The organism is Pseudomonas sp. SbOxS1 (assembly GCF_013416725.1).
GTDB lineage: Bacteria > Pseudomonadota > Gammaproteobacteria > Pseudomonadales > Pseudomonadaceae > Aquipseudomonas.
Window position 1 is genome coordinate 162,477 of sequence record NZ_JAAVXC010000029.1, and the last position, 22,503, is coordinate 184,979.

Sequence of the window (22,503 nt, forward strand, 5' to 3'; positions counted from 1 at the left end):
AACGTGAGCGGAACGAATCTACGTGCTCCTGCTGTTTTGGGAGTTGACATTGGAAGCACTAATTCCAAGGTCGTGGTGGTGGACATGAGTGGTGGGGTGGTCTCCCGCTGCAGCCGCCCGACCCCCCGAGGCACGTCCGACCTCTCGGTTTCAGCAGAAGGATTGCTCGAAATCTTGGAGGAGATGGTTATCGAAGCCTGTGGTGCGCAGTATGGCATTCAAGCCATTGCCATCGCAGGCATCGGTGAAGATGGCGTGTTGGTCGATGCGAAGATGATGCCGCTGGTTCCGGCGTTGGCTTGGTTCGATCCACGGCGCAATGCCATCTTTGAAAAAATTGCACCTCTTCTTGCTCCTAACGTCGAAATGGGCGTTGCCACTGATCCTTCGCGGGCCTTGGCCGGTTGGGTTTGGGCAAAGGAGCAACCTAATACCGAGTCAGCGCAAACGTGGCTTGCGCTGACTGATTTTGCGGCAAGCCGATGGGCTGAAACACCCTTTATGAGCGACACCTTGGCGGCTAGGACGGGTGCCTGGGATGTCAACGCGGGTGCCTGGGATATCAGTCGCGTGAATCTGTGCCTCGGTTCAGCCTCGTACCTTCCCCCCGTACGGAAAACTGGCGACGTGATCGGAGAGCTTCGCTCTCGGCGTCTTGCTGAAGCAGGAGTTGTGTTACCTGGCGCGGTAGTTGTGGCCGGTGGTCATGATCATCCAATTGGTGGATGGGGTGTATCGCAGATGCATCGTGGTGCTGTGCTGGACTCAATGGGTACTGCCGAAGTCGTCGTTGCTCAGGCCTCTACTCCAGTTTCCGGCAACGCCGATCTGGATGTCGCCCAAGGAATTCGCGGCAATGTGCGGACGTTGCTGACTGTTCAGGAGCTCAACAGGAATGTTGACTGGGCTTCGCAAGATGCAGAGGTCAAGCGTGCGCTGCGAATGATCATTTCCGGAAGGCTCAAACCAGACAGCTACCTGAGCTCCGATTGCTTTATTCCGGGCGGCCCTGGAGGTTCCTGTCCCTCATTCAGCCTGGATTCACCTTCATGCGCTGTATCCAGAGCCTCTGCAGTTGCAGGGGCACTGTCCCGCGCTGGCAACAACGCAGTGAGGCGTGTAGCCCAATACATGCCAGCCGGTGCGGCAATTTACTGTGCAGGCGGCTGGGCACGCTCACCTGGATGGATCCGCCTCAAGCAGTTGCTGAGCGATAAAGAACTCCGAGTAATCGCTGAGCCCGAGGTCACTGCCGTAGGGGCCGCATTACTGGCTGCTGCAGCGATTGATTGCCAACTCGATGCTGGTGCGGCGCTTTCAGGTGATGAGAAGTTAAGTCACAGTTCCCGATCACCATTTAAAACGGCGCTGTCGCGCTAATTAACACTTACGCGAAGCAATCCAGCTACGCACGTTTCCAGAGACGTGTCTGGACGAGCGAGGCGTACAGGTGAATGAGACTATTGTCATGAAAAAAATAATAAACGATCCGAACGCAGTTGTTTCCGACATGCTGGAAGGCGTTGTACTTTCAGACGATCGATTAGTCTTACTGAGCGGAGAAGATGTCGTCATTCGCAAAGATTATCGAGAGCACGCCAACGAAGGTAAGGTCTGCATCATCTCCGGTGGTGGTGCGGGGCACGAGCCTGCGCACGGTGGATACGTTGGCCCCGGTATGCTGACTGCAGCAGTCGCCGGCCCTGTTTTCACTTCTCCCAGTGTCGACGCGATCCTCAATGCAATCCTCACTGTTGCGGGCCCGGCCGGTGTTTTGCTCATCGTGAAAAACTACACCGGTGATCGTCTCAATTTCGGCCTGGCAGCTGAAATCGCGCGCTCGTCGGGCGTGAAAGTAGACATGGTACTCGTGGGGGATGACGTAGCTCTGGATGGCGACGGTCGAGTGGGACGTCGTGGTATCGCTGGAACTGTATTCATTCATAAAATTGCGGGTGCAGCTGCGCAAGCCGGACTCTCACTGGAGGATGTTAAGGCAGAAGCTCAGAGTGCAGCTCAAGGTCTGTTTAGCATGGGCTTGGGGTTGAGTGCATGCACAGTGCCGGCAGCTGGTAAGCCAGGCTTTTCTCTCGAAGATGACCAGGTCGAATTCGGCCTCGGCATTCATGGTGAGAGTGGTGTGCGTCGCAGTAAGGTTGATTCTGCAGAAGTAATGATACGTTCGCTCGTCGCACGAATTGTCGAGCAAGGAAACCTGCAATCTGGACAACGTGTCGCGTTGATGGTCAACAACCTCGGCGGTACGTCTGCCCAAGAGCTCGACATCGCTGCGCGCCAAGCCTTGATTGAATGTTCTAATCACGGACTAACAGTCGAAAAGGCAATGGTAGGCACCTTCTTGACTGCCCTAGAAATGGCCGGTGTTTCGCTGACTCTCCTGCGCGTTAACGATGCCATTCTGCAACGCCTAGAGAGTTCTGCGAAAACCTCAGCCTGGAAAGGAATGACCAGCCCATCGCAAGAGGTGGCAAGAGTTGTGGGTGCAAGTGCCGAGAAAGTTCGTGCGGTCGATGGCACGGCTTGGTCACCGGACACTGCTCAAAACTTCAAGGAAGTTATCAAGGCCATTACTCACTCACTAAAGCAAAGTGAGCAGATCCTGACTGAGCTCGACTCTGTTGTGGGAGATGGCGACATTGGAATCAGCCTTGCCCGTGGTGCCCGCGCAATCGATGACTCCCTTGATCGTCTGACTTTGGATAAGCCAGCCGTTGCTCTCCAAGAAATATCCGCGATTCTTCGTCGCGTTCTCGGCGGCACATCTGGGCCGTTATACGCCATGTTTGTGCTACGGGCCGGGACGGCTTTGGCTGTTCGCGATGACGTATCGTCCGTTTCAGCATGGGCTGCGGCGTTGCAGGCAGGTTGTGACGGTATGAAAGCGTTGGGTGGTGCGACGGTTGGCGACCGCACTATGTTGGATGCCCTCCTGCCGGCTTCTGAATTTCTGGCAACTGCGAAGGGTTCTGCGGCAGTGGTGGCTGCTGGTGTCACCGAGGCCGCCGAAAAAGGGGCAGAGCTCACTCGCTCCATGCTGCCTATGAAAGGCCGATCGTCTTACATCGGCCAGAGAGCCTTGGGTCACGTCGACCCAGGCGCCTATGCCGTCACCGTTTGGACGAAGGCGATCGCAGGTGCACTGAAACACCTGTGATCTGAAGTAGGCCTTAAGTACCGTTTCAACTCGTGAGTTCTTTGGCCATCTGCTAGATGGCCAAAGAATCTAATGCTTTCGGAAAGTGAACCGCACTCGTTAGTGGAGAAGTCATCTCTACGGCTTTGTGCTGCGCAAAAATAGGAGCAACGGTGATGGCTCGAAGAACAAAAATAGTCGCAACGTTAGGCCCTGCCACTCAGTCGCTAGAGGCGATTGAGGGGCTCATTGAAGCAGGCGTAGATGTCGTTCGTCTGAACTTCTCACACGGCTCTGCTGAAGAACATATTGAGCGTGCAGCGTTCGTTCGAACGTTGTCGGCGAAGCATAGTCGCTTCGTCGCTATCCTGGCAGATCTGCAAGGCCCCAAGATTCGTATCGCTCGATTTGCGCAAGGGAAAGTTTTGCTCCAAAAAGGGCAGACATTCATTCTCGACGCAACACTTGAGCGCGATGCTGGTGACGATACAAAGGTCGGTATCGATTATAAAGCCTTGATCACTGATAGCCGGCCCTCCGACATTTTGCTGTTGGATGATGGTCGAGTCGAGTTGGAGGTGGTGGAGGCAGGTTCGACGACGCTGGTGTGCAAGGTGCTGGTTGGCGGCCCGCTGTCTAACAACAAAGGTATCAACCGCAAGGGCGGAGGTCTCTCCGCTGCAGCGTTGACCGATAAAGACCGTGAGGACATCAAGACTGCCGCGATGATGCAGGCGGACTACCTTGCAGTATCTTTCCCGCGTGATGCTGCAGACATGGTTCTGGCTCGGACACTCCTGCATCAGGCCGGTGGAGATGCCAACTTGATTGCCAAGATCGAGCGAGCCGAGACCGTCGAAGACACTGCAATTCTGGACGCCATCATTCAGGCGTCCGACGGTGTCATGGTCGCTCGTGGCGACCTCGGTGTTGAGATTGGTGATGCGGAATTAGTCGCGGTTCAAAAGCTCATCATTGAGCGAGCCAGAACACTCAATCGAGTGGTTATCACTGCCACCCAAATGATGGAAACGATGATCACACAGTCGCTGCCCACGCGTGCTGAAGTGTTCGACGTGGCTAACGCGGTTCTGGATGGTACCGACGCAGTCATGCTCTCCGCCGAGACCGCGACCGGCGCATATCCGGTAGAGACGATTGAGGCAATGCATCGAATCATCGTCGGTGCAGAGAAGCACCCTTTGGCGCATCGGTCTAAGCATCGGATGAACGAGGAGTTTGTTCGCATCGATGAGTCGGTCGCCATGTCCGCCATGTATGCCGCCAATCACCTGAAGGGTGTTAAAGCAATCATCTGCATGACAGAAACCGGTCATACACCACGTCTGATGTCCCGCATCCGGTCGCATCTCCCCATCTTCGCTTTTTCCCGAAATGCCCGGACTCAGAACCGGGTCGCTCTCTTCCGAGGTGTATTCACTGTTCCGTTCGACACATCGGCCATTCCGAACGATGAGGTGAATCGGACTGCTGTGGACGAGCTGGTCGCGCGGGGTGTGGTTACCGATGGCGACCACGTTCTGATCACGAAAGGCAATTACGTCAATGCCCAGGGCGGTACCAATACCCTAAGGGTCGTGCGTGTAGGCGACGAAATTCTTTGATTTAAGGAGGTGGTTATGTCGGATCTTCACTCCTCCGCGAAGGAGCTTCGTAAGCACAGTTGCATTGATCCTCGGGAGTGGCCTCGCGATTTCGATTTCAGGATTGAGTATTCGGAACAGCAGGAAATTGTACGGCCCTCCGAGCAAGTTTCATCCGAACTCAACCATCAGCGGATCATTAACGATGAGTAACAAACCAACTCAGATTCATCAGGTTTTCGCACGCGAAATCCTGGACTCCCGAGGTAACCCAACCATCGAAGCCGTGGTGACCCTCGCAGGCGGGGCAACTGGCGAGGCCAGTGTGCCTTCTGGTGCGTCCACAGGCACGAGAGAGGCTCTAGAGCTGCGCGATGGTGCAGCCCGCTATAAGGGCAAGGGTGTTCTGCGTGCTGTTGAAAATGTTAACGGCCCAATCCAGAAGTGCATTGTTGGTCTGGATGCACTCGATCAACGGGTAGTTGATCGGGCGATGATCGAGTTGGATGGCACTGATTCGAAATCTGCATTGGGTGCCAACGCCATCCTGGCTGTATCCCTGGCCACCGCCAAGGCAGCCGCTTCTGCACGGAGTCTTCCCCTTTACGAGCACCTTGCAGAGCTCTACGGCAACAAAGGCCGGTTCTCGATGCCTGTACCCATGATGAACATCCTCAATGGAGGTGAGCATGCGGACAACAACATCGACATTCAGGAGTTCATGATTCAGCCAGTCGGCGCTGAAAGCTTCCGGGAAGCACTGCGTGTTGGTGCGGAAATTTTTCAGACGCTGAAGCAAGTGTTGAATGAACGAGGACTGAGCACTGCAGTTGGCGACGAGGGAGGTTTTGCACCATCGTTGAGTTCCAACGAAGAGGCGTTGGTGGTGATCCGGGAAGCTGTAGTGCGGGCCGGATATCAGCTAGGGAAGGATGTCACGCTCGCCCTAGATTGTGCCGCTTCCGAATTCTATCGCGACGGCCAGTATGTTCTCGCCGGCGAAAAGCGCTCATTCAGCTCGGCTGAATTCGCAGATTATCTCGCGAATCTTGCTGATAAGTACCCGATTCTTTCGATCGAAGACGGGATGGATGAGAGTGACTGGGAAGGCTGGGCGACGTTGACTCGCAAGCTGGGCAAAAAAATACAGCTTGTTGGTGATGACCTGTTTGTTACCAACACACGGATTCTGAGAGAAGGGATTCAACTGGGAATCGCGAATTCCGTGCTCATCAAATTCAACCAAATCGGTAGCCTTAGCGAGACCTTCGATGCTATCCGCATGGCTCAGGATGCGGGCTACACCGCAGTGATTTCACATCGCTCAGGTGAGACCGAAGACACCACTATCGCCGACCTGGCAGTTGCTACATGCGCCGGGCAAATCAAAACGGGCTCGCTGTGCCGTTCTGATCGAGTCGGCAAGTACAACCGCCTGCTTCGCATCGAGGAAGCGTTGAAGGATTCGGCGCCGTACAACCCTCAATCGATTCTCTCCAAACAGGCCTGAGGTTCCGACGCTATGCAAACCAAACTTGTGATCGGCAACTGGAAGATGAATGGCCAGTTTCGGACGAACGCATCGCTGCTGGCCGACTTGATGCCCGCTTTATCGGCGTTGAGCAATGTCCGAGTCAGCATTTGCCCACCGTTCCCTTACATCGGCCAAGTCGCTTCTAGCTGCCAAGGCACTGCCATCAAGGCTGGAGCTCAAAATTTAAGCCATCACTCGGCCGGAGCTTTCACTGGAGAAGTTTCGGCAGCGATGCTGCATGACGTCGGATGTCGCTATGTGCTCGTTGGACATTCAGAGCGCCGGTCGCTCTATGGTGAGAGCGATGAACTGATTGCTTTGAAATTCGAAACGTCTCTCGCAGCAAACCTGATCCCGGTGTTGTGTGTAGGGGAAACCTTGGAGCAGCGCCAGGCAGGAGTCACTTTTGACATTGTGAAGGCTCAGCTTCAGGCGGTTATTGATCGCGTCGGAATTCGTGCCCTGGCCAAAGGTGTCATTGCTTATGAGCCCGTATGGGCGATTGGCACAGGTGAGACAGCATCATCAAGTCAGGCGCAGGAAGTACATCAGCAGATCCGTAGTTATCTGGCTGATCAAGACGCGTCGTGTGCCCAGCGCATCGACATTCTTTATGGCGGCAGCGTCAAGGCCGATAACGCAGGCGAACTGTTCAGGCAGCCGGATATTGATGGTGGGCTGATCGGAGGTGCTTCTTTGGACGCAACTTCATTCGTGGCGATTTGTGTGGCTGCGCAACAGGCGTAGACCACGTTTATCAATATCCATTTGTACTGATCCTTCACATGTTCGTGCGGGATCGTTCGAGCTTTATGAAAGGTATGCTTATGAGCAGTCAGCGTCTTGCCAACCTCTTCCCTCGTGCCGATCAGGTACCTGAGTCTTATCGCCTCGGTGCTCCCATTGAACAGCGAGAGTATCTCGTCGGCGGTCAACTACAAGCTTGGAACGGCCCGCTTATTTCGGTTCACAGTCCAGTGTTTCTGTCTGAGGCTGATGGCGATTCCCAGGTGCGTCTGGGCAGCTTTCCACAGATGGATGCTGAATCAGCTCTGGTGGCTTTGGATGCTGCGGTGACGGCTTACGATAACGGCCGAGGTGTGTGGCCTACGATGCGCGTCGCCGAGCGCATCCAGCACGTAGAGCTTTTCCTGTCTCGTATGCGCGAGCAGCGTACTGAAGTGGTCAAATTGCTGATGTGGGAAATTGGCAAAAACTTGAAGGACTCGGAAAAAGAGTTCGACCGCACCTGTGACTACATCGTTGACACCATCAACGCACTGAAACAGTTGGATCGGCGCTCCAGCAGATTTGAGCTGGAACAAGATACCCTCGGTCAAATTCGGCGCGTTCCATTGGGTGTGACACTCTGCATGGGGCCTTACAACTATCCGCTCAATGAGACGTTCACCACCCTGATCCCTGCTTTGATTATGGGGAACACCGTTGTTTTCAAACCCGCCAAATTTGGCGTATTGCTAATCCGTCCGCTGCTGGAGGCATTTCGAGACAGCTTCCCCGCCGGCGTGATCAATGTGATCTACGGCAGCGGTCGTGAGACTGTTAGCGCATTGATGGCTAGCGGCAAAGTTGATGTCTTTGCGTTCATTGGAACCAATAAAGGTGCTAGTGCGCTGAAGAAACTGCATCCTCGCCCGCACAGGCTGCGTGCGGTACTCGGCCTTGATGCAAAAAATCCAGGCATCGTCTTACCAGATGTGGATCTGGATAACGCAGTGAGTGAGGCAGTTACTGGCGCGCTGTCGTTCAATGGTCAGCGTTGTACGGCGCTGAAAATCCTGTTCGTTCATGAGGATGTGGTTGAAAGCTTCCTCGGGAAATTCAACGAAAAGCTTGCCGCTTTGAAGCCTGGCATGCCTTGGGAACCAGGTGTTTCTCTTACTCCACTGCCTGAGCCCGGCAAAACCGACTATCTGCAGGGCATGGTAGATGACGCCCGTCGCAAGGGAGCCGAGATCGTTAACGACGGCGGTGCAGAGCAGCGCCAATCATTCTTTTATCCTGCCGTACTCTATCCGGTCACACCGGATATGCGTGTCTTCCAAGAAGAGCAGTTCGGGCCAATCGTACCAGTCGTTCCTTTCCGAGACATCCAGGTTGTGATCGACTATGTCCTCAAGTCTGATTTCGGTCAGCAGTTGAGCATTTTTGGTACTGACTCCGCACAAGTCGGTCATCTGGTCGATGTCTTCGCCAACCAGGTCGGGCGGATCAACATCAACGCTCAGTGTCAGCGGGGGCCGGATTCATATCCGTTCAATGGCCGGAAAAATTCGGCTGAAGGCACGCTATCCGTAAACGATGCACTCCGCGTGTTCTCCATACGTACCTTGGTGGCGACGAAGTTCAATGAGTCCAACAAGAAGCTCATCAGCGATGTGATTCAAAACCGCGATTCGAGCTTTCTCACCACGGATTACATCTTCTAGAACTAACCGTTTCTGAGTTGGTAATCGGCATTTCAGCCCGGCTGGCGGCAAGCTATCAGTTTGCCGCTCTCCCGCGTCAATGCGACGGTCTTGAGAGGAAAATAATAATGAATGACATCTCGCAAGTGAAGATAACGTCTCCCTCATTTTTGGATCGAATTGGGCTTCCAGCTCATCTTTTTCCAGGCTTCTTGGGCCTATTGCTATTCATGATTGGCGACGGTGTTGAATCCAACTACCTATCGCCTTTCCTGGTTGATAATCAAGGATTCAGCGAAGGGTCGGCCGCCCTGACGATTAGCCTGTACGGAGTTTTCGCAACCATTGGTTCTTGGTTCGCAGGTACTCTCTCGGCTGTACTTGGGCCGAGAAAGGTCATGCTGATCGGGGCGGTTAATTGGGTCGTATTCGAGGCCATTTTCCTCGGCATCGGTGTGCATGCGGATGTGCATTGGGTTGCTGTCGCGAGCTACGCAATACGGGGCATTGGTTACCCATTTTTCGCCTACGCTTTTCTGGTGTGGATCAATCTTGCGACCCCGGCGCATCAAAGGGGTAGTTCGGTAGGATGGTTTTGGTTCGCCTTCGGTGCCGGACTCCCAACACTTGGTTCTCTGCTTGCCAGCTTCACAATTCCCATGATCGGTGAGATACCCACCTTTTGGCTCGGTACGGCGCTGATCATCATCGGTGCAAGCGTCGCATTATTGGGAATACGAGATCTTAGGCATGCCGGCCCCGTAGCACTGAAGGGCAGCGGCTTCGCGGGTTTCAAAAATGCTTTGACGATCGTCTGGCATCGGCCTCGTGTGACAGCAGGTGCGATTGTTAGGCTCGTGAACACGACGCCGAATTTTGCGCTGTTTGTCGTTGCTCCGTTTTTCTTCGTGCACAAGGTGGGATTTACCCAGAGTGAGTATCTTCAGATCGTGACGATCGTTTATACCGCCAACATCTTCGCTAACTTGGCGTTTGGTGTATTGGGCGATCAATTCGGATGGAAGCGTACAGTCACCTGGTTCGGATGTGTCATGTCAGGTATCGGCATTCTACTGCTCTACTATGTCCCCCTTTGGATTGGGCCGAACTTTCTCCTGACGGCGATCTGTTGGGCAGTCTTTGCCATTGGCCTCGCTGGATTTGTGCCGCTCACAGCCCTTGTGCCTGCCATGGTTCCGGCGGCTGAACGGGCGAATGCACTTGCGCTATACACGCTTGCGGCAGGTCTTGCTGCGTTCCTTGGCCCAGCACTCGTAGCGGTTGTAGGAGGGGCGGAACAAATGGAGCTCCTTATCTGGATTTTTGCTGCGATGTACCTTGGTGGAGCGTTGCTCTGTGCTTACCTCTCCAGCGCTGAAGATCCAGGGCGCTGATGAATACCTAATCAACTCAAGCGATCACCGGCATCTGCTAAGACTGCCGGTCGATTGCTCTTAAGATCGACCAACTTATCAGAGTGATTGAGATGACCACCTGTACATTGATCATCCTTGACGGAATTGGCGTACGCGCAGAAGCCGAAGCAAATGCCTATGCCGCTGCGCGCACGCCGACTTTGGACGGGCTTTTCCAAAACTACCCGCATAGCCTTATCGCTACCTCCGGACTTGCAGTCGGCTTGCCTGATGGGCAAATGGGGAACTCTGAAGTCGGCCATATGAATCTTGGAGCAGGCCGTATCGTTTATCAGAACCTAACCCGCATCAATAAGGCGATTGAGGACGGTACCTTCGCGACTAACCCTGCGTTATCAGCGTTGGTTGATCAAACCCAAAGAAGAGGCGGCGCAGTGCATCTCATGGGGCTGCTGTCGCCAGGTGGTGTTCACAGCCACATTGACCAGATTATTGCGGCTTGCCAAGTACTGGCAGACTCCGGAATCAAACAGCTCTATGTGCACGCATTTCTTGACGGACGTGATACCGCGCCGAAGTGTGCTATTGAGTCCATTTCCAAGCTCGAAGCCCAGTTGGAGCGGCAAGGGTGTGGCCGCATAGCCACAGTTATTGGTCGCTACTTTGCTCTTGATCGTGACAAGCGATGGAATCGTGTTCAGGCGGCCCATCAACTGATCTCACAGGGTGTGGGCGAGTTCACTGCAAAGTCAGCTCACGACGCGTTGAATGCTGCCTATGAGCGTGGCGAATCGGACGAATTCGTTCAGGCGACACGGATCGGCGCGGCGGAACCAATCACCGATAAAGATTCGATCGTGTTCATGAACTTCCGACCTGATCGGGCACGACAGCTCTGCGAAACGCTGATCTCCCCAACCTTCAATGTGTTTCCTCGGCAGCATGTGGTTTCAAAAGATCGACTGCTGACCTTGACGCGTTACTCCGACGAGCTTGACGGGCCATGCGCATTTCCTCCGGACAATATCGCTAATAGCCTAGGGGAGCACCTGGCGGATTTAGGCAAATCTCAGCTCCGAATAGCGGAAACTGAAAAGTACGCGCATGTTACGTTCTTCTTCAACGGTGGTCGGGAGGAGCCTTTCGAGAACGAGCGCAGGACGCTAGTTCAATCGCCGTTGGTAGACTCGTACGACTTGCAGCCGGAGATGAGCGCTTTCGAACTGACTGATAGTTTGGTAGCAGAAATCCTGAGCCAGAAGAATGATCTTATCGTGTGCAATTACGCGAACGGCGACATGGTGGGGCATACCGGTTCCTTCGAGGCCGCCATCAAGGCAGTTGAGGCGGTTGATACTTGTCTCGCCAGGGTGGTAGAAGCAACATTGAGTACGGGAGGCCACTGCTTAATCACAGCCGATCACGGTAATGTGGAGCAGATGCTCGACCCAGAATCTCAACAGGCACACACTGCGCATACGCTCAATCCAGTTCCGCTCATCTACATAACCTCTATCGCGTCGGACACGCGTTTGAACGACGGTCGCCTGTGTGACATCGCCCCAACTGTGCTGAGGATTATGGGGCTTCCCATACCAGAAGAGATGACGGGTGCGATTCTAATTCGGAATGAGTTCGGCTAGCTCAGATATAGAGCATCAGTTCTGGAGCGGCAGAAGACGGATTAGGCACTACGTGATGCACTCACTGCCAATTGCTTCGGATGCTCAGCATGGCGACCTTATGGGGGCTTAAGATCCTAGCTTTGCAACCCTTCTTCGCGTCAAGCTGACGGTTACTCCGGTGCATCGCAAGCGTCATATTGATGAACTCTTCGTTTTTGCTGATCGTTGCCAGCGCTCCGCGGACGTTGTCTCCAATCTCACGTGCGCCATACTGTTCGACCCACAACGTCAGCTCCATGATCGCGGCTTTGAGGGCGAGTTGGTTCTAATTGATCTTGAAGAGTAGGAAAGGGAGCAGGTCTTCGTTTGGCATTGTGATTCCTCCGTGGAAAAGAGAAGCGTAGCAGGAGGAGGTGTTAAAGACCGGGCAGCCTATGTCTGCACTATAGGTTTCACCAATCCCGAATAGTCATCCTTACTGGCGTGTCGAAGCGAGTGGATCAAAGACTCAGGGACGTACGACCTACGCCACTCTGACGAGGATGCTCGGCATTCTGGAGCGAACAAACAGCCTCTGCCTCGACCCTGGCCTAGAGGGTGACCGTTTTCACGACGGGCTCCATTAGCTTTCAAGATTTGCCAGCCAAGATTAGTGTGGTCAGGAGTGGTGGTAGATACGACCTGCCTATCCTGAAAGCGTCTACATTACGAACTTTCGTTCGATAATTCAGGTCGACAATTTCAAGCTTCCTCAGCGCCCGATGATTCCCGCGCGCGACGCTTCAACCCGCTCAAGGGCGGCGGTTAAAAAACAAGAAGGGGTGATAGCGATGAATTGTCTGATTTGTGTCGGCGTGGCGGAGCGCATTCTGTGTCATGGCCCGTGGGAGGAAAGGGATTGTCCGGATTGCGGGCGGTATCGGGTATCCGATGATCTCCTATTGGCGTTGATGGATCAGGGGCAGATTTTCGATATCAGTAAAACCAGAGACTGGCTGGACAGCCGACGAAAAGGAGGCAATATCCCTTTAATAGAAATGGATGAGGCGATACTCCTGCTATAGCGTATACACCATGTCACCATTGCTGGATCAAGATCTTCCATAACGAGGATTCCATCATGCGCAAATACATCTTGGAGTACTCGTTCAACGGCGAACCCCGCACCTACCTATTTGAATTTAAACAGCCTCAGTTATCCGAGTATGAGGCGGCCATGCACCTGCTGCAGCTGCATTTTGGAGATGGAGAGAACAGTCTGATCATGCCCAATGCGGACGCGACGCCGGAAGAGATCTTAAAGCAGGCTGAACTGGTAGGTTTGACGAAAATTAAGGTTATCGATCAAACCGACTAATCACATGTGAAGGTTAGCATCACACGCATTGGCAGAATAAATGGCTGATTTTCGCCGATGCCTGCCTATCAGAGAATCCTGCAATCGACCAAAGTGAGCACCTTCACCTTAATGCAAAATCACTTTTCAGATCCGTGCACACAAAAAAAGCCCGCGATGGGGGCGAGGGCTGGGAATCACAAAAGGAGCTACATCCACCGTACGCGGACGGATGTGAAAATAACGTGATAGATGGTGAAAGACTTCCGGGTTTGCAAGCTAGTAATTTGCCTGGTGCACGTCATTTTGGAAGTTAGCATTAGGAAGATCGCCAAGCGCTGGAAGGCTGGGTGCTGTTGCTGGCCAAGCTGGGGTATGTTCTACGCGTATTGCAGGAGGAGCGAGCTTGTCATGCAGGTAGGCGACCTGCTCTCCAACGAGATGCGCGGAGTAAGCGACGGCTGAGCCGATTACTGCAAGACCGAAGAGGACACCCACTTTTCTGCGAAACATGGCGGTTTCTCACATGAAACACCTGTCGATCATAGTGCATTTGCTCACCTGAGCTGTAGGTTACAGAACCCAGAAAGACAAGTCCGGTGACAGTGTGACAAAGCCTTACTCGGCCATCGTTTCATCACCTCAGCTTGAACGGAGCGTCCTGAATAGGGCGTTCCGTGCTGCAACAGTGGCAGTCCGCCCAAATGGCGCCGCACGAACAGACCTCTAATTATTCCGCCGGGCAGTACGTCGCGCTACACCGGCAACGCTGACGGGGGTGAGAGGACGTCCAACCACTGCTTCTGCTGGAGCAATCATGCTGTGTACACCGGGGATCGACAACGTCTCTCCCAGTTCAAGCGCGCCCATCAGAACGAGGCCCACTACAAGCAGGCCAGCAGATCTCATCAAGAGGTTCATTTGGTTTTTCCTCGCACAAAGTTGCTCGGTAAATCCTCGGCATTGGGCAGATCTTTAAGGTCGATTTTTTTGGCATTTGTCGCATTGTTAAAAGCAAAATCGTCGGGCGCAACAGCTTCACCGCTTTTCCAGTCGCTCAGCTGGATGCTGTACTGCGGGCTACCGGCAACCAGCTTTGAAGTGATGACATAGCGGCAAGGGTAGGGCTTGTCGCCTTGGGCGATCCAGATCTGCCAATCCACCTCTTTTTTCCTAAAGGCCAGGTGATCACATTCGACGCCTCCGATCACGCCACTGCCCAGATCCTTAATGTCATTCACGCCCGCCATCAGTTGTTCCTGAGGGTTTGACATGAACAGGTCAGCACCGGGCATCGGCCGGTTGTACTTGTCCCTCAGTACGTCGAGTAGATGATCGAGCGTCCCTGGTACTTCGATTTGCGTGTAAATATTTTTACCCTTCCCGATCAAGGTCAGCGTTTTGCCATCAAACAGCATTTCGATGTCTGCAAACCCGCTGGATCGGGCATAGCGGAGCTTGTCAGGGCGGTTCATCACCACCGAACCGGAGCCCGCCAAAGCCAATCGCTGCTGATCTTTGCTCACGACCTCAAGGATGGTGTCGTAGTTGAACGAAAGACTTTTCTGCGCTGACATATAGTCGGACATGTTCTTGAGCAAGGTCTTGGCATAGGCCTCATCGGCATTTGCCGCTAGCGGTAATCCAAACACGATGAGCAGCGCAAGCCCTGTTATGCGCGTTACAGAAGTGTTGGTTAGCTTCTTGGCGATCTTTTCCATGGCAGGTCACCGCTAGAGGAGTGCCGGGCTGGCAACGCGGATTTACAACGCTAGTCCCAACACCGGCTGTATGCCGTAATTTCGCTGACCATTCATCTGATCTCAGATACAGAGCATCCTGCGAAGGTTGCTCCGATGGATCGTGGCTCACAGCTTGGCCGATTGCTGTATGTCCGAAACGTTGAACTCCACTAAGCGGATACGAACCGTTCCTAAGCCCCGTGGTGGTCATCGGAAAAAGATGAGGATTGCTTGCGGTGATGGCGTATAGCCGCTAATAGTGACGGGGTTCTAAGAAAGGGTCTGAAGATGATTTCAAGATTTCTTGTTGTCCCAGCAATCCCGAAAGAAACGGGATCAGTGCGCATCGGAATGAGCTTCTGCAAGAATGCGCCCACAGGGTTCGACATCTATGACAACGAAGAGAAACAACGTCTAACCACTACCTATCAAGCCCGAGATGTAGCGGAGGAGGAGTGTCAGCGATTGAACCTGGCGCGCCTTAAAAAGCACTTTCCGAACGAGAGTCCATGACTGCGATCTAGGCATTCATCACTCTCAAAAAAGCGTGCGCCTGGTTTTCCGAAAGGAGTGGATCAAATGCTTAGGGATGTACGAGCTACACCAATCTGACGAGGATGCTCAGCGTTCAGGAGCGAGCAAACAGCCTCTGCCTCGACTCTGGCCTTGTACACACCGTGCTTGCTAGCAGAGCCTCCCTCGACTAGATCCAAAACCCGATACTGCTTGATGCCATCATCCATTCTGGTTGTTTCGATGACCCTGAATCGTGAATGCATGGTGCGTTCCCTGCTGAAAACTGGTGCTCTAGGAGTACCGGTATGACTCTATGATTTCAACAATTATGCAGGACTGAGCTGAGACAATTTATGACAGGGCGCAATGATTCTCTGCGTGAAGACAGAGACTTTGCGGGAGGCGGGAGGGGTAGGTTGTGTTCAAATAACTGTGTTCGAGTCATCGCATGCCCATAGCTAAGCTGCGGATGATCTAAATGAACAATGTCGCTTCTTCGAGCCAATGGGCCCGGCTCGCTGATCGAACACATTTATCCAAAGTCGTAGTGAAATATCAAAACGACACTGGTAATGTCCTGGCCACGTTCGCCAAGCCATTAAGGGATGGAGGCGAAAATAGAAGCCCTGGAGCCGCGAACCTCCGGGGCTTTGTTTTTTCTACTCAGCAATCACTTAGGCGATCCACATATTTCTACACAGCGGGCTGACGTGTCCGGCTCCGGAAGCGTGGTTTTGAGTCATCGCATGCTCAAAGCTAAGCTGTGGTGCGACGTAAGTGGATAGGTCGCTCCTTCGGGCCAATGGGCCCAGCTCACCGACTGGTTTTGCGGATTTGATGGAGGCCTGTATCCCGCGTCGTGCCTGAGATGTACGGAAGCTAACGTCGAAAAAGTTCCGATATTTTTGCGTATTTAAACCGGTTTAGGCCGAACCAATTCAGCCCTTCGTGGTTCTGTGATCGATACACTCGTTGAACAGCGTATCCGTGGGATGGTGGAACAGCCCGCTGATGAGCCAGGGCACCATTCACACGATCGGAGTCGTGCATTCCCTCGGGAGTCAGCCCTTCTCAACCGCTTAGGTAGTTACGATGCAGGGCACGTCAGCTATGTCGCTAAGCAGCACCTCGGCTGATTGTTAATGTCGCTCCTTCGGGCAGCGCCCGGCTTAAAGTCAGGCGAGCATCTCAATAACGATGGTCGCGACATTTCGAGCATCGTCAATGCCTCGGTGGTAGGTACCCTGCCAAACTAACCCCATCCACTCTACAGTTTGCTTGAGCCCTTTCGGCTGATTGTCGTACAGACCTTTGTGCCACTTCCTTGTGTTGAAGTGCTGTAGGCCTTCGAGCAGGGAACGGCACGCGGCAAAGCCAGCATCGCGCTCAAGCTGTCTTGCATCGTAGTCACCCCATGACGCCCAGGCGGCGTCTGGATATCGAGCAGTAAATGTTCGTAGCTCCTCGCCAACCTCTTCATAGGTACCCGCACCGTCCACGTCGGGTTGTTGTATGGACGTAAGCTTTTTGCAGAACTCGGTCAGGGTAGGATTGATCTGAGGCCTGACGAAGCGCTGGAATTCGTCGACGATTTCAAGTGACTCCAAATCAATCACCACAAGGCCAATCTCAATTGTTTCCATCTGCTCGGGGGCGACTGTGAGCGAACGTGGCGGCTCAGATTTCTCAATCTCATCGCAGGTTGCCTCAAGGTCTACGCAATACAGATAGCGGTATGGCGCGAGGAGGTTTTGGATGGCTTGAAGGTGATGAAACTTTGCCTGAATGCTCATGGCATGGAAGCCCTATCTTTGATCTGTCCAAGGTACATCGACGCGTCCACACAGCTACGTTCTGAAGGGATTGCTGAAGGGCGTGCTTCTTCGATCCCGGGGTAGAGGCTACAGACCACAACATCACAAGTGTTGGAGATCACCATTCACTCGATGCAGTCGCTGATGTCTTCAAGCCGGGATAATCATCAAGTGCAAGATTAGGCTCGTCTCCGCCCGTCTGTAGACCTTCTGGCTTACGAATTACTCCAGTTTCAGCATCGGCTCGCATCTGGTCGAGCTCTTTGTCGAAAGCCTTATCTTGGACTGTGCGTTTGCTAACGTAGGGCTTCCGCTCAGGGTCTCGCTGCGCCGCATAAGTTGTTAACGCGTCCGGATCGTCCAGTAGCTTTTGTTGAACCTGCGATTCGAGCATCGCACGAAGCGAGTCTTTGTCGGGACGGTTTAGCATTTTCATACTCCTTTCGGTCGCCCAGATCCTCCAGCAAATGGTCGGGCAAAATGGGGCAGTGGTTAGAACAGATTCGATCGATAGGTCATTGGGTGCCGACGACAGGGATGAGCACCTGCTCACTTTCCCCGTCAGAATAAACGACAATCAAGAAATTGCAGAGGGAGAGGAATACAGATGGAATTTACGCTCACCCTGAAGTACCAACTGACATCTGACGAGAGCGATCTGGACGCGCTTGTGGAACGCTTGGCGGAGGAAGGGTGTGATGATGCGTTGGTCGGAGTAGGGCAGCCTGGTCGTCTCGCACTCGAGTTTGTCCGTGAAGCGCCTTCTGCGCATGACGCAGTTGAGGGTGCAATAGCAGACGTAAGTCGAGCCCTACCTAACGCGCGGCTGATTGAGGCGGCTTTCGCTCCAGCCTGACTGCAGGCGCCATCCGTTTCGCCAGTGTCGAGTATTCATTCAGCATCCGCTGAGAGCGGAGAGTTAATGTCAACATCGATACCGCCGATCAAGGAATCGAGGCGAACTAGAAGAGTTGAATCAAGGGCGATCAGCTTCCCTGGGTTACTCAGTCGTCCTCTAACAGCGTCAGAAACTCGCAAGGCTCCCGATCATTTCTTGAGGCGTCTGCACTATCCGGCTCATTGCGAGAAAGGATCGTGGAAATTGATGAAATGGAATTTGAGTCGTTCATGGTACTGACATTATCCGCGCTTGAAGCGCTTGTCATGCGCCGAGTGTGGATTCCGAAAGAAGCTCCTTTGGTTGTCGCTCCTTCGGGCTTAAGCCCGGCTCGACCTCACGTCTTCACGTTATAGCCTACCGCACCGCTCGGCTATCATTTAAGTGCCCAATCGCGTAGGTATCCTCATGGCTACTGCCACTGTGAATTCTAAAGGCCAAATCACCATCCCTGTCCAGGTACGGGCTGCTCTAGGCCTGCAACCAGGAGATGAGGTCGAATTCGTCAATCTGGAAAATGGCAAGTTCGCCATGGTGGCAGCAACGTTTTCCGTTGAGCGATTGAAGGGCATGATTCGCAAGCCGAAGGTCATCGTGAGCATCGATGAGATGAACCCAGTTTTTGTGCTGAAGGAGTGAATGCTCGTTGCTAACGTTCCCAAGGAATAAGGCTTGCTAAGTTCGTCTCGCGCTTATTTCTATGCGGCGAGCGCTACTAATAGGTGGCGGCTTTGAGCGACGTTTCATTTCTTAGGAGCCGAGCGAGCGTTACAAATTAGGCTCGACCCATAGCTGATTATTTCAAACGCCGTACCGCTTGTTTCCTCCTGAAGTGATGCAGTACCTACCACCTCTCGGGCCGATGCACACGCTGCCAGAAGAGCAAGGGCAGGAGGAGCCATATTCAGTGGAAGGGCTACGGGCAGGTTGTGATGCAGGCCGCACTGGTTTCGGCTGAGCTGTAACGTAGCAGTTCGATCCGCTGCAAAGACTTTTGGAGGAAAGCCACTTAGATGGCTGGCCATCAATGCTTATGCGCACCCAATCGTTTCTTTTTTCAAAGACCTGAACCTTGTCACCACGCTGCAGCTTGGAAATGACTTTTCCGCCTGGTTGATCACGAATGTTGAGCTTCTCTGCGCTCACATACTGATCGATTGGCGGTGCAGGTGACGGTGGAGGTGAAGAAATAGCCGAAGTGGAAATTAACGTATTTGGTGTGGCCTGGGCGCTGGGCTGAGCCTGGGCAGGAGATGTGTCCTTTTTGCTCGTTGCCCACAGGACAGCAAGAAGAATCAAGAGGGGGACTAACCATGATTGAGATTTCTAGCGCATATCCATTGCTCTCATAAAAAACGAAGTGTCGGTCACCTTCGTGACGATCTTGGTCACGGCGACCCACCGAGAGCTTAGCCATGCATTCACTTTTTGCTTGAAATGCCAACCGGCGAATTCGGCATGGCTCGGCACTTAGATTGCGGTGAGTAAACTTTCCAGCCGCTCACGCTCCGAGGCTTCTAACATTTCGACCGGATCCGCACCATCGCGCTGCCAGAGCTCAAGTGTCCCGACTCGGCCATCAGGCGACCTGCAGTACTCGCAGTAATCCAGGGTGTCACAGTCGTTGAAGAGTGTGAGTAGTCATCCATGAATCTCCACGCTCATGAGCCCGTGGTAGATCTCCCCCTCCATGACTGGATCGAGCTCCGCATCATGATACGTTTACCTAGCGCGACGTCCGTCAACACCTGGAAGACCTCATGGGCGGGCAACCGTTGCGAAAGCTCGATGGAAGGGCTATGTAGCTGTTGCGATTGGCCATTTCTCGCCAAATTTGGAGTCACCATAGGTTTTGATGACCTCAGATATGATGACTTGATAACCGGCAAGCCAATTTTCCTGAGCAGCCTTTGCCTCAAGGTGACGGGGATGATCAACCAATATCTGAAGTGCTTCGAGAGAGCTCCAGTAGTACACATTGGAGAAGAGACCAGTCTGTGGATTCTCCCAAGCCTCTTCACCAAGGTAACCGGGGATCGACTTTGCGATTGCAGCAATTTCCTGATCGAGTCGGTGGAAGGCTTCATCAAACTGCTTTTTGGCAAAGATGAACGTTGAAGAGTACATGGGCTTTGCTCCTTTCGTGGCGTTTGGTTGCCGATGAGCCTCAAACCTATGCTAGATGAGTTTGCTAAGCATGCTGGTCAGATCGAATGCAAACGCCTAGTCAAGTGCAATTAAATCGAGCGGTTAGTACCGATGCAATCAGATGGTCAAGTGGAGTGCAATTTCGCACTCATAGCTGCGAGGACTTCAGCCAACCTTGCGACAAGCTGTTCGGCGGCGCGAGCTGTTCGGAAAATTCAGGGGTGGGCAAGCAGCAGCTTGAATCCAGCGGCTCCAAAGACTGTCGCGAGTGTACCCTCGATCCAGCGGCGAGCCTTCCGGTACCCACGTACCATGGGGGCGGTAGAGAAGACGATGGCGTAACCACAGAAGATCGTGATGCTGAGCATGGCGCACCCCGAAAGAATGACTGCAACTGTCATCGGGGATGCTTCGGGGCCGAGCCCGAGCGTCATTGTAGCCACCCACCCCAGCAATGCTTTTGGGTTTGTGAGATGCATTAGAAGGCCGCGTTGATAGAGCTTGAAGCCAGTTACGCTCGGGGCAACTGCCACCTGCTCCGCAAGTTGCTTGTCGGTAGTCAGTGCGGATCGACCAGCTTTAATGGCTAAGAAGAGGAGGTAGAGTCCTCCTGCCACTTTCAGGATGACGAGCGCTTGCGCATATTGCGTTAGCACTGCTGAGACGCCAGTGGCTGCCAATATCCCCCAGAAGAACGAGCCACTGATAACACCTGCCGCAAGTGACAACGCCGACCGCCGGCCTTGGTTCATGGCAACGCCCATGATCCGCATATTGCTGGGGCCAGGACTTGCGGCTCCGATGATATAGGCGGTGAAGACTATAAGTAGGTTGTGGATATCGATCACGCTCATTTTCCCTTTATGAATCTGCGCTAGGTTGCTAGCTTCCAGGAACCAGGCCATAGCTCAGGGCGTGACCGAGGGTACTGACCCAAGCATGTCACTGAGTACTAGAGTTCCCGTGTGGGTCGGTGAAGCTCCGTTACCGACATGGTGAACACCAGTTTGGATTTCCCATTGTTTGAATAGCTATGGGGTACATCTGTTTTGGCTACTGCTGCGCTGCCCTTGGTAATGATCAGTTCGGTTTCGCCTACCTCAAGATGAAGCGTCCCTGACTCCACATGAAACAGCTCGGTGGTGCCTTGTGGGTGTCCTGGGGAAGCGAATTTTTCACCGGGATACAGTTCCCACCGCCACAGCTCTAGCATGTTTGGGCCGCTAGTTCCTGCGAGGAGGCGCGCGGATCCCCCGGATGGCCCTGTCCAGAGCGTAGGAATGTCTTGGCTCTTGATCAGGTGAGCTGATGGAGTGTCGGCCACATTCACCACGTCCGCCACTGACAGTCCAAGCGCAGCCGCGATTTTGCACAAGATGGCGATGCTCGGATTGGCAGTGCACTTCTCTATTTCAACCACCATCCCTTTGCTCACGCCGGAACGGCGAGATAACTCGTCCAACGTGATTTTTTGCTTCTGCCGCTCTTGTTTGAGCCTGCGCGAAACCGCCTCACTGACCGTCTGGACGTCAGCACCTGGCTCGGTCGATATATTGACTTTATTGGTCATTGGTAGCTAGCATGATTTTCAATTTAAGGGCTTAGGGGATTCTCTGATGCTGTCTGTACTGCCGTCAATTAGCGAAGACGTAGCCAATTTGGCGCCCGGCTTCAGAGCGTTAAGCATTGTGGTTGAAGCTGCTCCAATAACCAATCGTGACGTCGCCTCGAAGGCCCTGGATCAGGCTTGTAAATCAGTCCAATCGGGCGATGTAAGCTGGGCAGAAGCGCACTTAACAGCATGGGCAGATGTCTTCCGTAAATTCGGCGCTAAGCCACAACGTACTCCGTGCTCTGCAGAGGCCCTGCGCAAGCGCGTATTGCGTGACGGTAGCCTAGCCAGCATTGATCCCGTGGTGGATCTCTACAACGCCATCAGTATCGAATATGCAATCCCTGTAGGAGGGGAGAATGCAGAGGCCTATGTGGGCTCTCCGCGTCTAGTGGCTGCTGACGGTACTGAAGTGTTCGACACCATGAAAGAAGGCGTGCCTGCACAGGAATTTGCCGACCCTGGCGAAATTGTTTGGCGGGATGATCAGGGCATCACTTGTCGTCGGTGGAATTGGCGTCAGGGTGTCCGTACTAGGCTCAATTCTGACGCAAAGCACATGTGGTTTATCCTGGAAAGCCTGCCGGCGATGCCATTAGAGGCCCTAACAGAAGCTGGAGATAAGCTGATTGAGGGCCTGGAGCTGATGATGCCCGGCGCCCGAATTGAGAGCACTCTGATCGAGGCTACGGCTTCTTAAATCCCGGACGGAGAG

Annotated in this window: 18 protein-coding genes and 2 pseudogenes; 12 read left to right on the plus strand and 8 right to left on the minus strand. The window is 53.5% G+C overall.

Annotation, left to right across the window (positions count from 1 at the left end):
* Nucleotides 1-3 precede the first annotated feature (3 nt).
* The 8 genes from HFK74_RS23460 (at nt 4) to gpmI (ending at nt 11,740) form a co-directional block, all read left to right on the plus strand.
* Nucleotides 4-1,380: an FGGY family carbohydrate kinase gene (locus tag HFK74_RS23460; RefSeq protein ID WP_180205555.1), complete on the plus strand. Its 1,377-nt coding sequence runs from the start codon at nt 4-6 to the stop codon at nt 1,378-1,380.
* 88 nt (nt 1,381-1,468) lie between these two features.
* The gene (gene dhaL / locus HFK74_RS23465; RefSeq protein WP_180205556.1) at nt 1,469-3,175 is read left to right on the plus strand and encodes a dihydroxyacetone kinase subunit DhaL; all 1,707 of its coding nucleotides are present in this window, start codon (nt 1,469-1,471) and stop codon (nt 3,173-3,175) included.
* A gap of 155 nt (nt 3,176-3,330) precedes the next feature.
* A complete protein-coding gene (gene pyk, locus HFK74_RS23470) occupies nt 3,331-4,779 on the plus strand; it encodes a pyruvate kinase (protein WP_180205557.1) in 1,449 nt (482 codons plus the stop codon).
* 184 nt (nt 4,780-4,963) lie between these two features.
* On the plus strand, nt 4,964-6,268 hold the full coding sequence (gene eno / locus HFK74_RS23475) for a phosphopyruvate hydratase (RefSeq protein WP_180205558.1): 1,305 nt from the start codon (nt 4,964-4,966) through the stop codon (nt 6,266-6,268).
* A gap of 12 nt (nt 6,269-6,280) precedes the next feature.
* The gene (gene tpiA / locus HFK74_RS23480; protein WP_180205559.1) at nt 6,281-7,039 is read left to right on the plus strand and encodes a triose-phosphate isomerase; all 759 of its coding nucleotides are present in this window, start codon (nt 6,281-6,283) and stop codon (nt 7,037-7,039) included.
* An 80-nt stretch (nt 7,040-7,119) separates the two neighbouring features.
* Complete coding sequence (locus HFK74_RS23485; protein WP_180205560.1) at nt 7,120-8,742, plus strand: NADP-dependent glyceraldehyde-3-phosphate dehydrogenase; 1,623 nt, start codon at nt 7,120-7,122, stop codon at nt 8,740-8,742.
* Nucleotides 8,743-8,849: 107 nt separating this feature from the next.
* Nucleotides 8,850-10,115: an MFS transporter gene (locus HFK74_RS23490; protein ID WP_180205561.1), complete on the plus strand. Its 1,266-nt coding sequence runs from the start codon at nt 8,850-8,852 to the stop codon at nt 10,113-10,115.
* A gap of 92 nt (nt 10,116-10,207) precedes the next feature.
* Entirely contained in the window at nt 10,208-11,740 is a 1,533-nt protein-coding gene (gpmI, locus tag HFK74_RS23495; protein WP_180205562.1) for a 2,3-bisphosphoglycerate-independent phosphoglycerate mutase, read from the plus strand.
* 163 nt (nt 11,741-11,903) lie between these two features.
* On the opposite strand, the pseudogene HFK74_RS33235 reads toward gpmI, so the two are convergent.
* A pseudogene (locus HFK74_RS33235) lies at nt 11,904-12,095 on the minus strand (hypothetical protein); the annotation flags it as partial.
* 747 nt (nt 12,096-12,842) lie between these two features.
* Here HFK74_RS33235 and HFK74_RS23500 point away from each other — a divergent pair.
* Nucleotides 12,843-13,079, plus strand: a complete 237-nt coding sequence (locus HFK74_RS23500; RefSeq protein WP_180205563.1) for a hypothetical protein — start codon at nt 12,843-12,845, stop codon at nt 13,077-13,079.
* Nucleotides 13,080-13,975: 896 nt separating this feature from the next.
* On the opposite strand, the gene HFK74_RS23505 is transcribed toward HFK74_RS23500, so the two are convergent.
* The 3 genes from HFK74_RS23505 to HFK74_RS23515 form a co-directional block, all read right to left on the minus strand.
* Nucleotides 13,976-14,779, minus strand: coding sequence for a DUF2092 domain-containing protein (locus HFK74_RS23505; protein ID WP_180205564.1), 804 nt, complete (start codon nt 14,777-14,779; stop codon nt 13,976-13,978).
* 1,712 nt (nt 14,780-16,491) lie between these two features.
* Nucleotides 16,492-17,109: a 3'-5' exonuclease gene (locus tag HFK74_RS23510; RefSeq protein WP_180205565.1), complete on the minus strand. Its 618-nt coding sequence runs from the start codon at nt 17,107-17,109 to the stop codon at nt 16,492-16,494.
* A gap of 139 nt (nt 17,110-17,248) precedes the next feature.
* Entirely contained in the window at nt 17,249-17,560 is a 312-nt protein-coding gene (locus HFK74_RS23515; protein ID WP_180205566.1) for a hypothetical protein, read from the minus strand.
* A gap of 177 nt (nt 17,561-17,737) precedes the next feature.
* On the opposite strand from HFK74_RS23515, the pseudogene HFK74_RS33240 reads away from it, so the two are divergent.
* Nucleotides 17,738-17,971, plus strand: a pseudogene (locus tag HFK74_RS33240) (hypothetical protein); the annotation flags it as partial.
* A gap of 465 nt (nt 17,972-18,436) precedes the next feature.
* A complete protein-coding gene (locus tag HFK74_RS23520; protein WP_180205567.1) occupies nt 18,437-18,667 on the plus strand; it encodes an AbrB/MazE/SpoVT family DNA-binding domain-containing protein in 231 nt (76 codons plus the stop codon).
* Between the two features lie 162 nt (nt 18,668-18,829).
* Here the strand turns inward: HFK74_RS23520 and HFK74_RS23525 are convergent, their stop codons facing one another.
* From HFK74_RS23525 to HFK74_RS23540, 4 genes are all read right to left on the minus strand, one after another.
* Entirely contained in the window at nt 18,830-19,174 is a 345-nt protein-coding gene (locus tag HFK74_RS23525; protein ID WP_368738177.1) for an SH3 domain-containing protein, read from the minus strand.
* Between the two features lie 651 nt (nt 19,175-19,825).
* Nucleotides 19,826-20,155, minus strand: coding sequence for an antibiotic biosynthesis monooxygenase (locus tag HFK74_RS23530; protein ID WP_180205568.1), 330 nt, complete (start codon nt 20,153-20,155; stop codon nt 19,826-19,828).
* A gap of 236 nt (nt 20,156-20,391) precedes the next feature.
* Entirely contained in the window at nt 20,392-21,081 is a 690-nt protein-coding gene (locus HFK74_RS23535; protein WP_257230401.1) for a LysE family translocator, read from the minus strand.
* Nucleotides 21,082-21,128: 47 nt separating this feature from the next.
* Entirely contained in the window at nt 21,129-21,746 is a 618-nt protein-coding gene (locus HFK74_RS23540; protein WP_180205569.1) for an XRE family transcriptional regulator, read from the minus strand.
* 46 nt (nt 21,747-21,792) lie between these two features.
* Here HFK74_RS23540 and HFK74_RS23545 point away from each other — a divergent pair, with 46 nt between their 5' ends.
* Nucleotides 21,793-22,488 (plus strand): B3/4 domain-containing protein, encoded by a 696-nt coding sequence (locus HFK74_RS23545; RefSeq protein WP_180205570.1) that lies wholly within the window; start codon nt 21,793-21,795, stop codon nt 22,486-22,488.
* Nucleotides 22,489-22,503 lie beyond the last annotated feature (15 nt).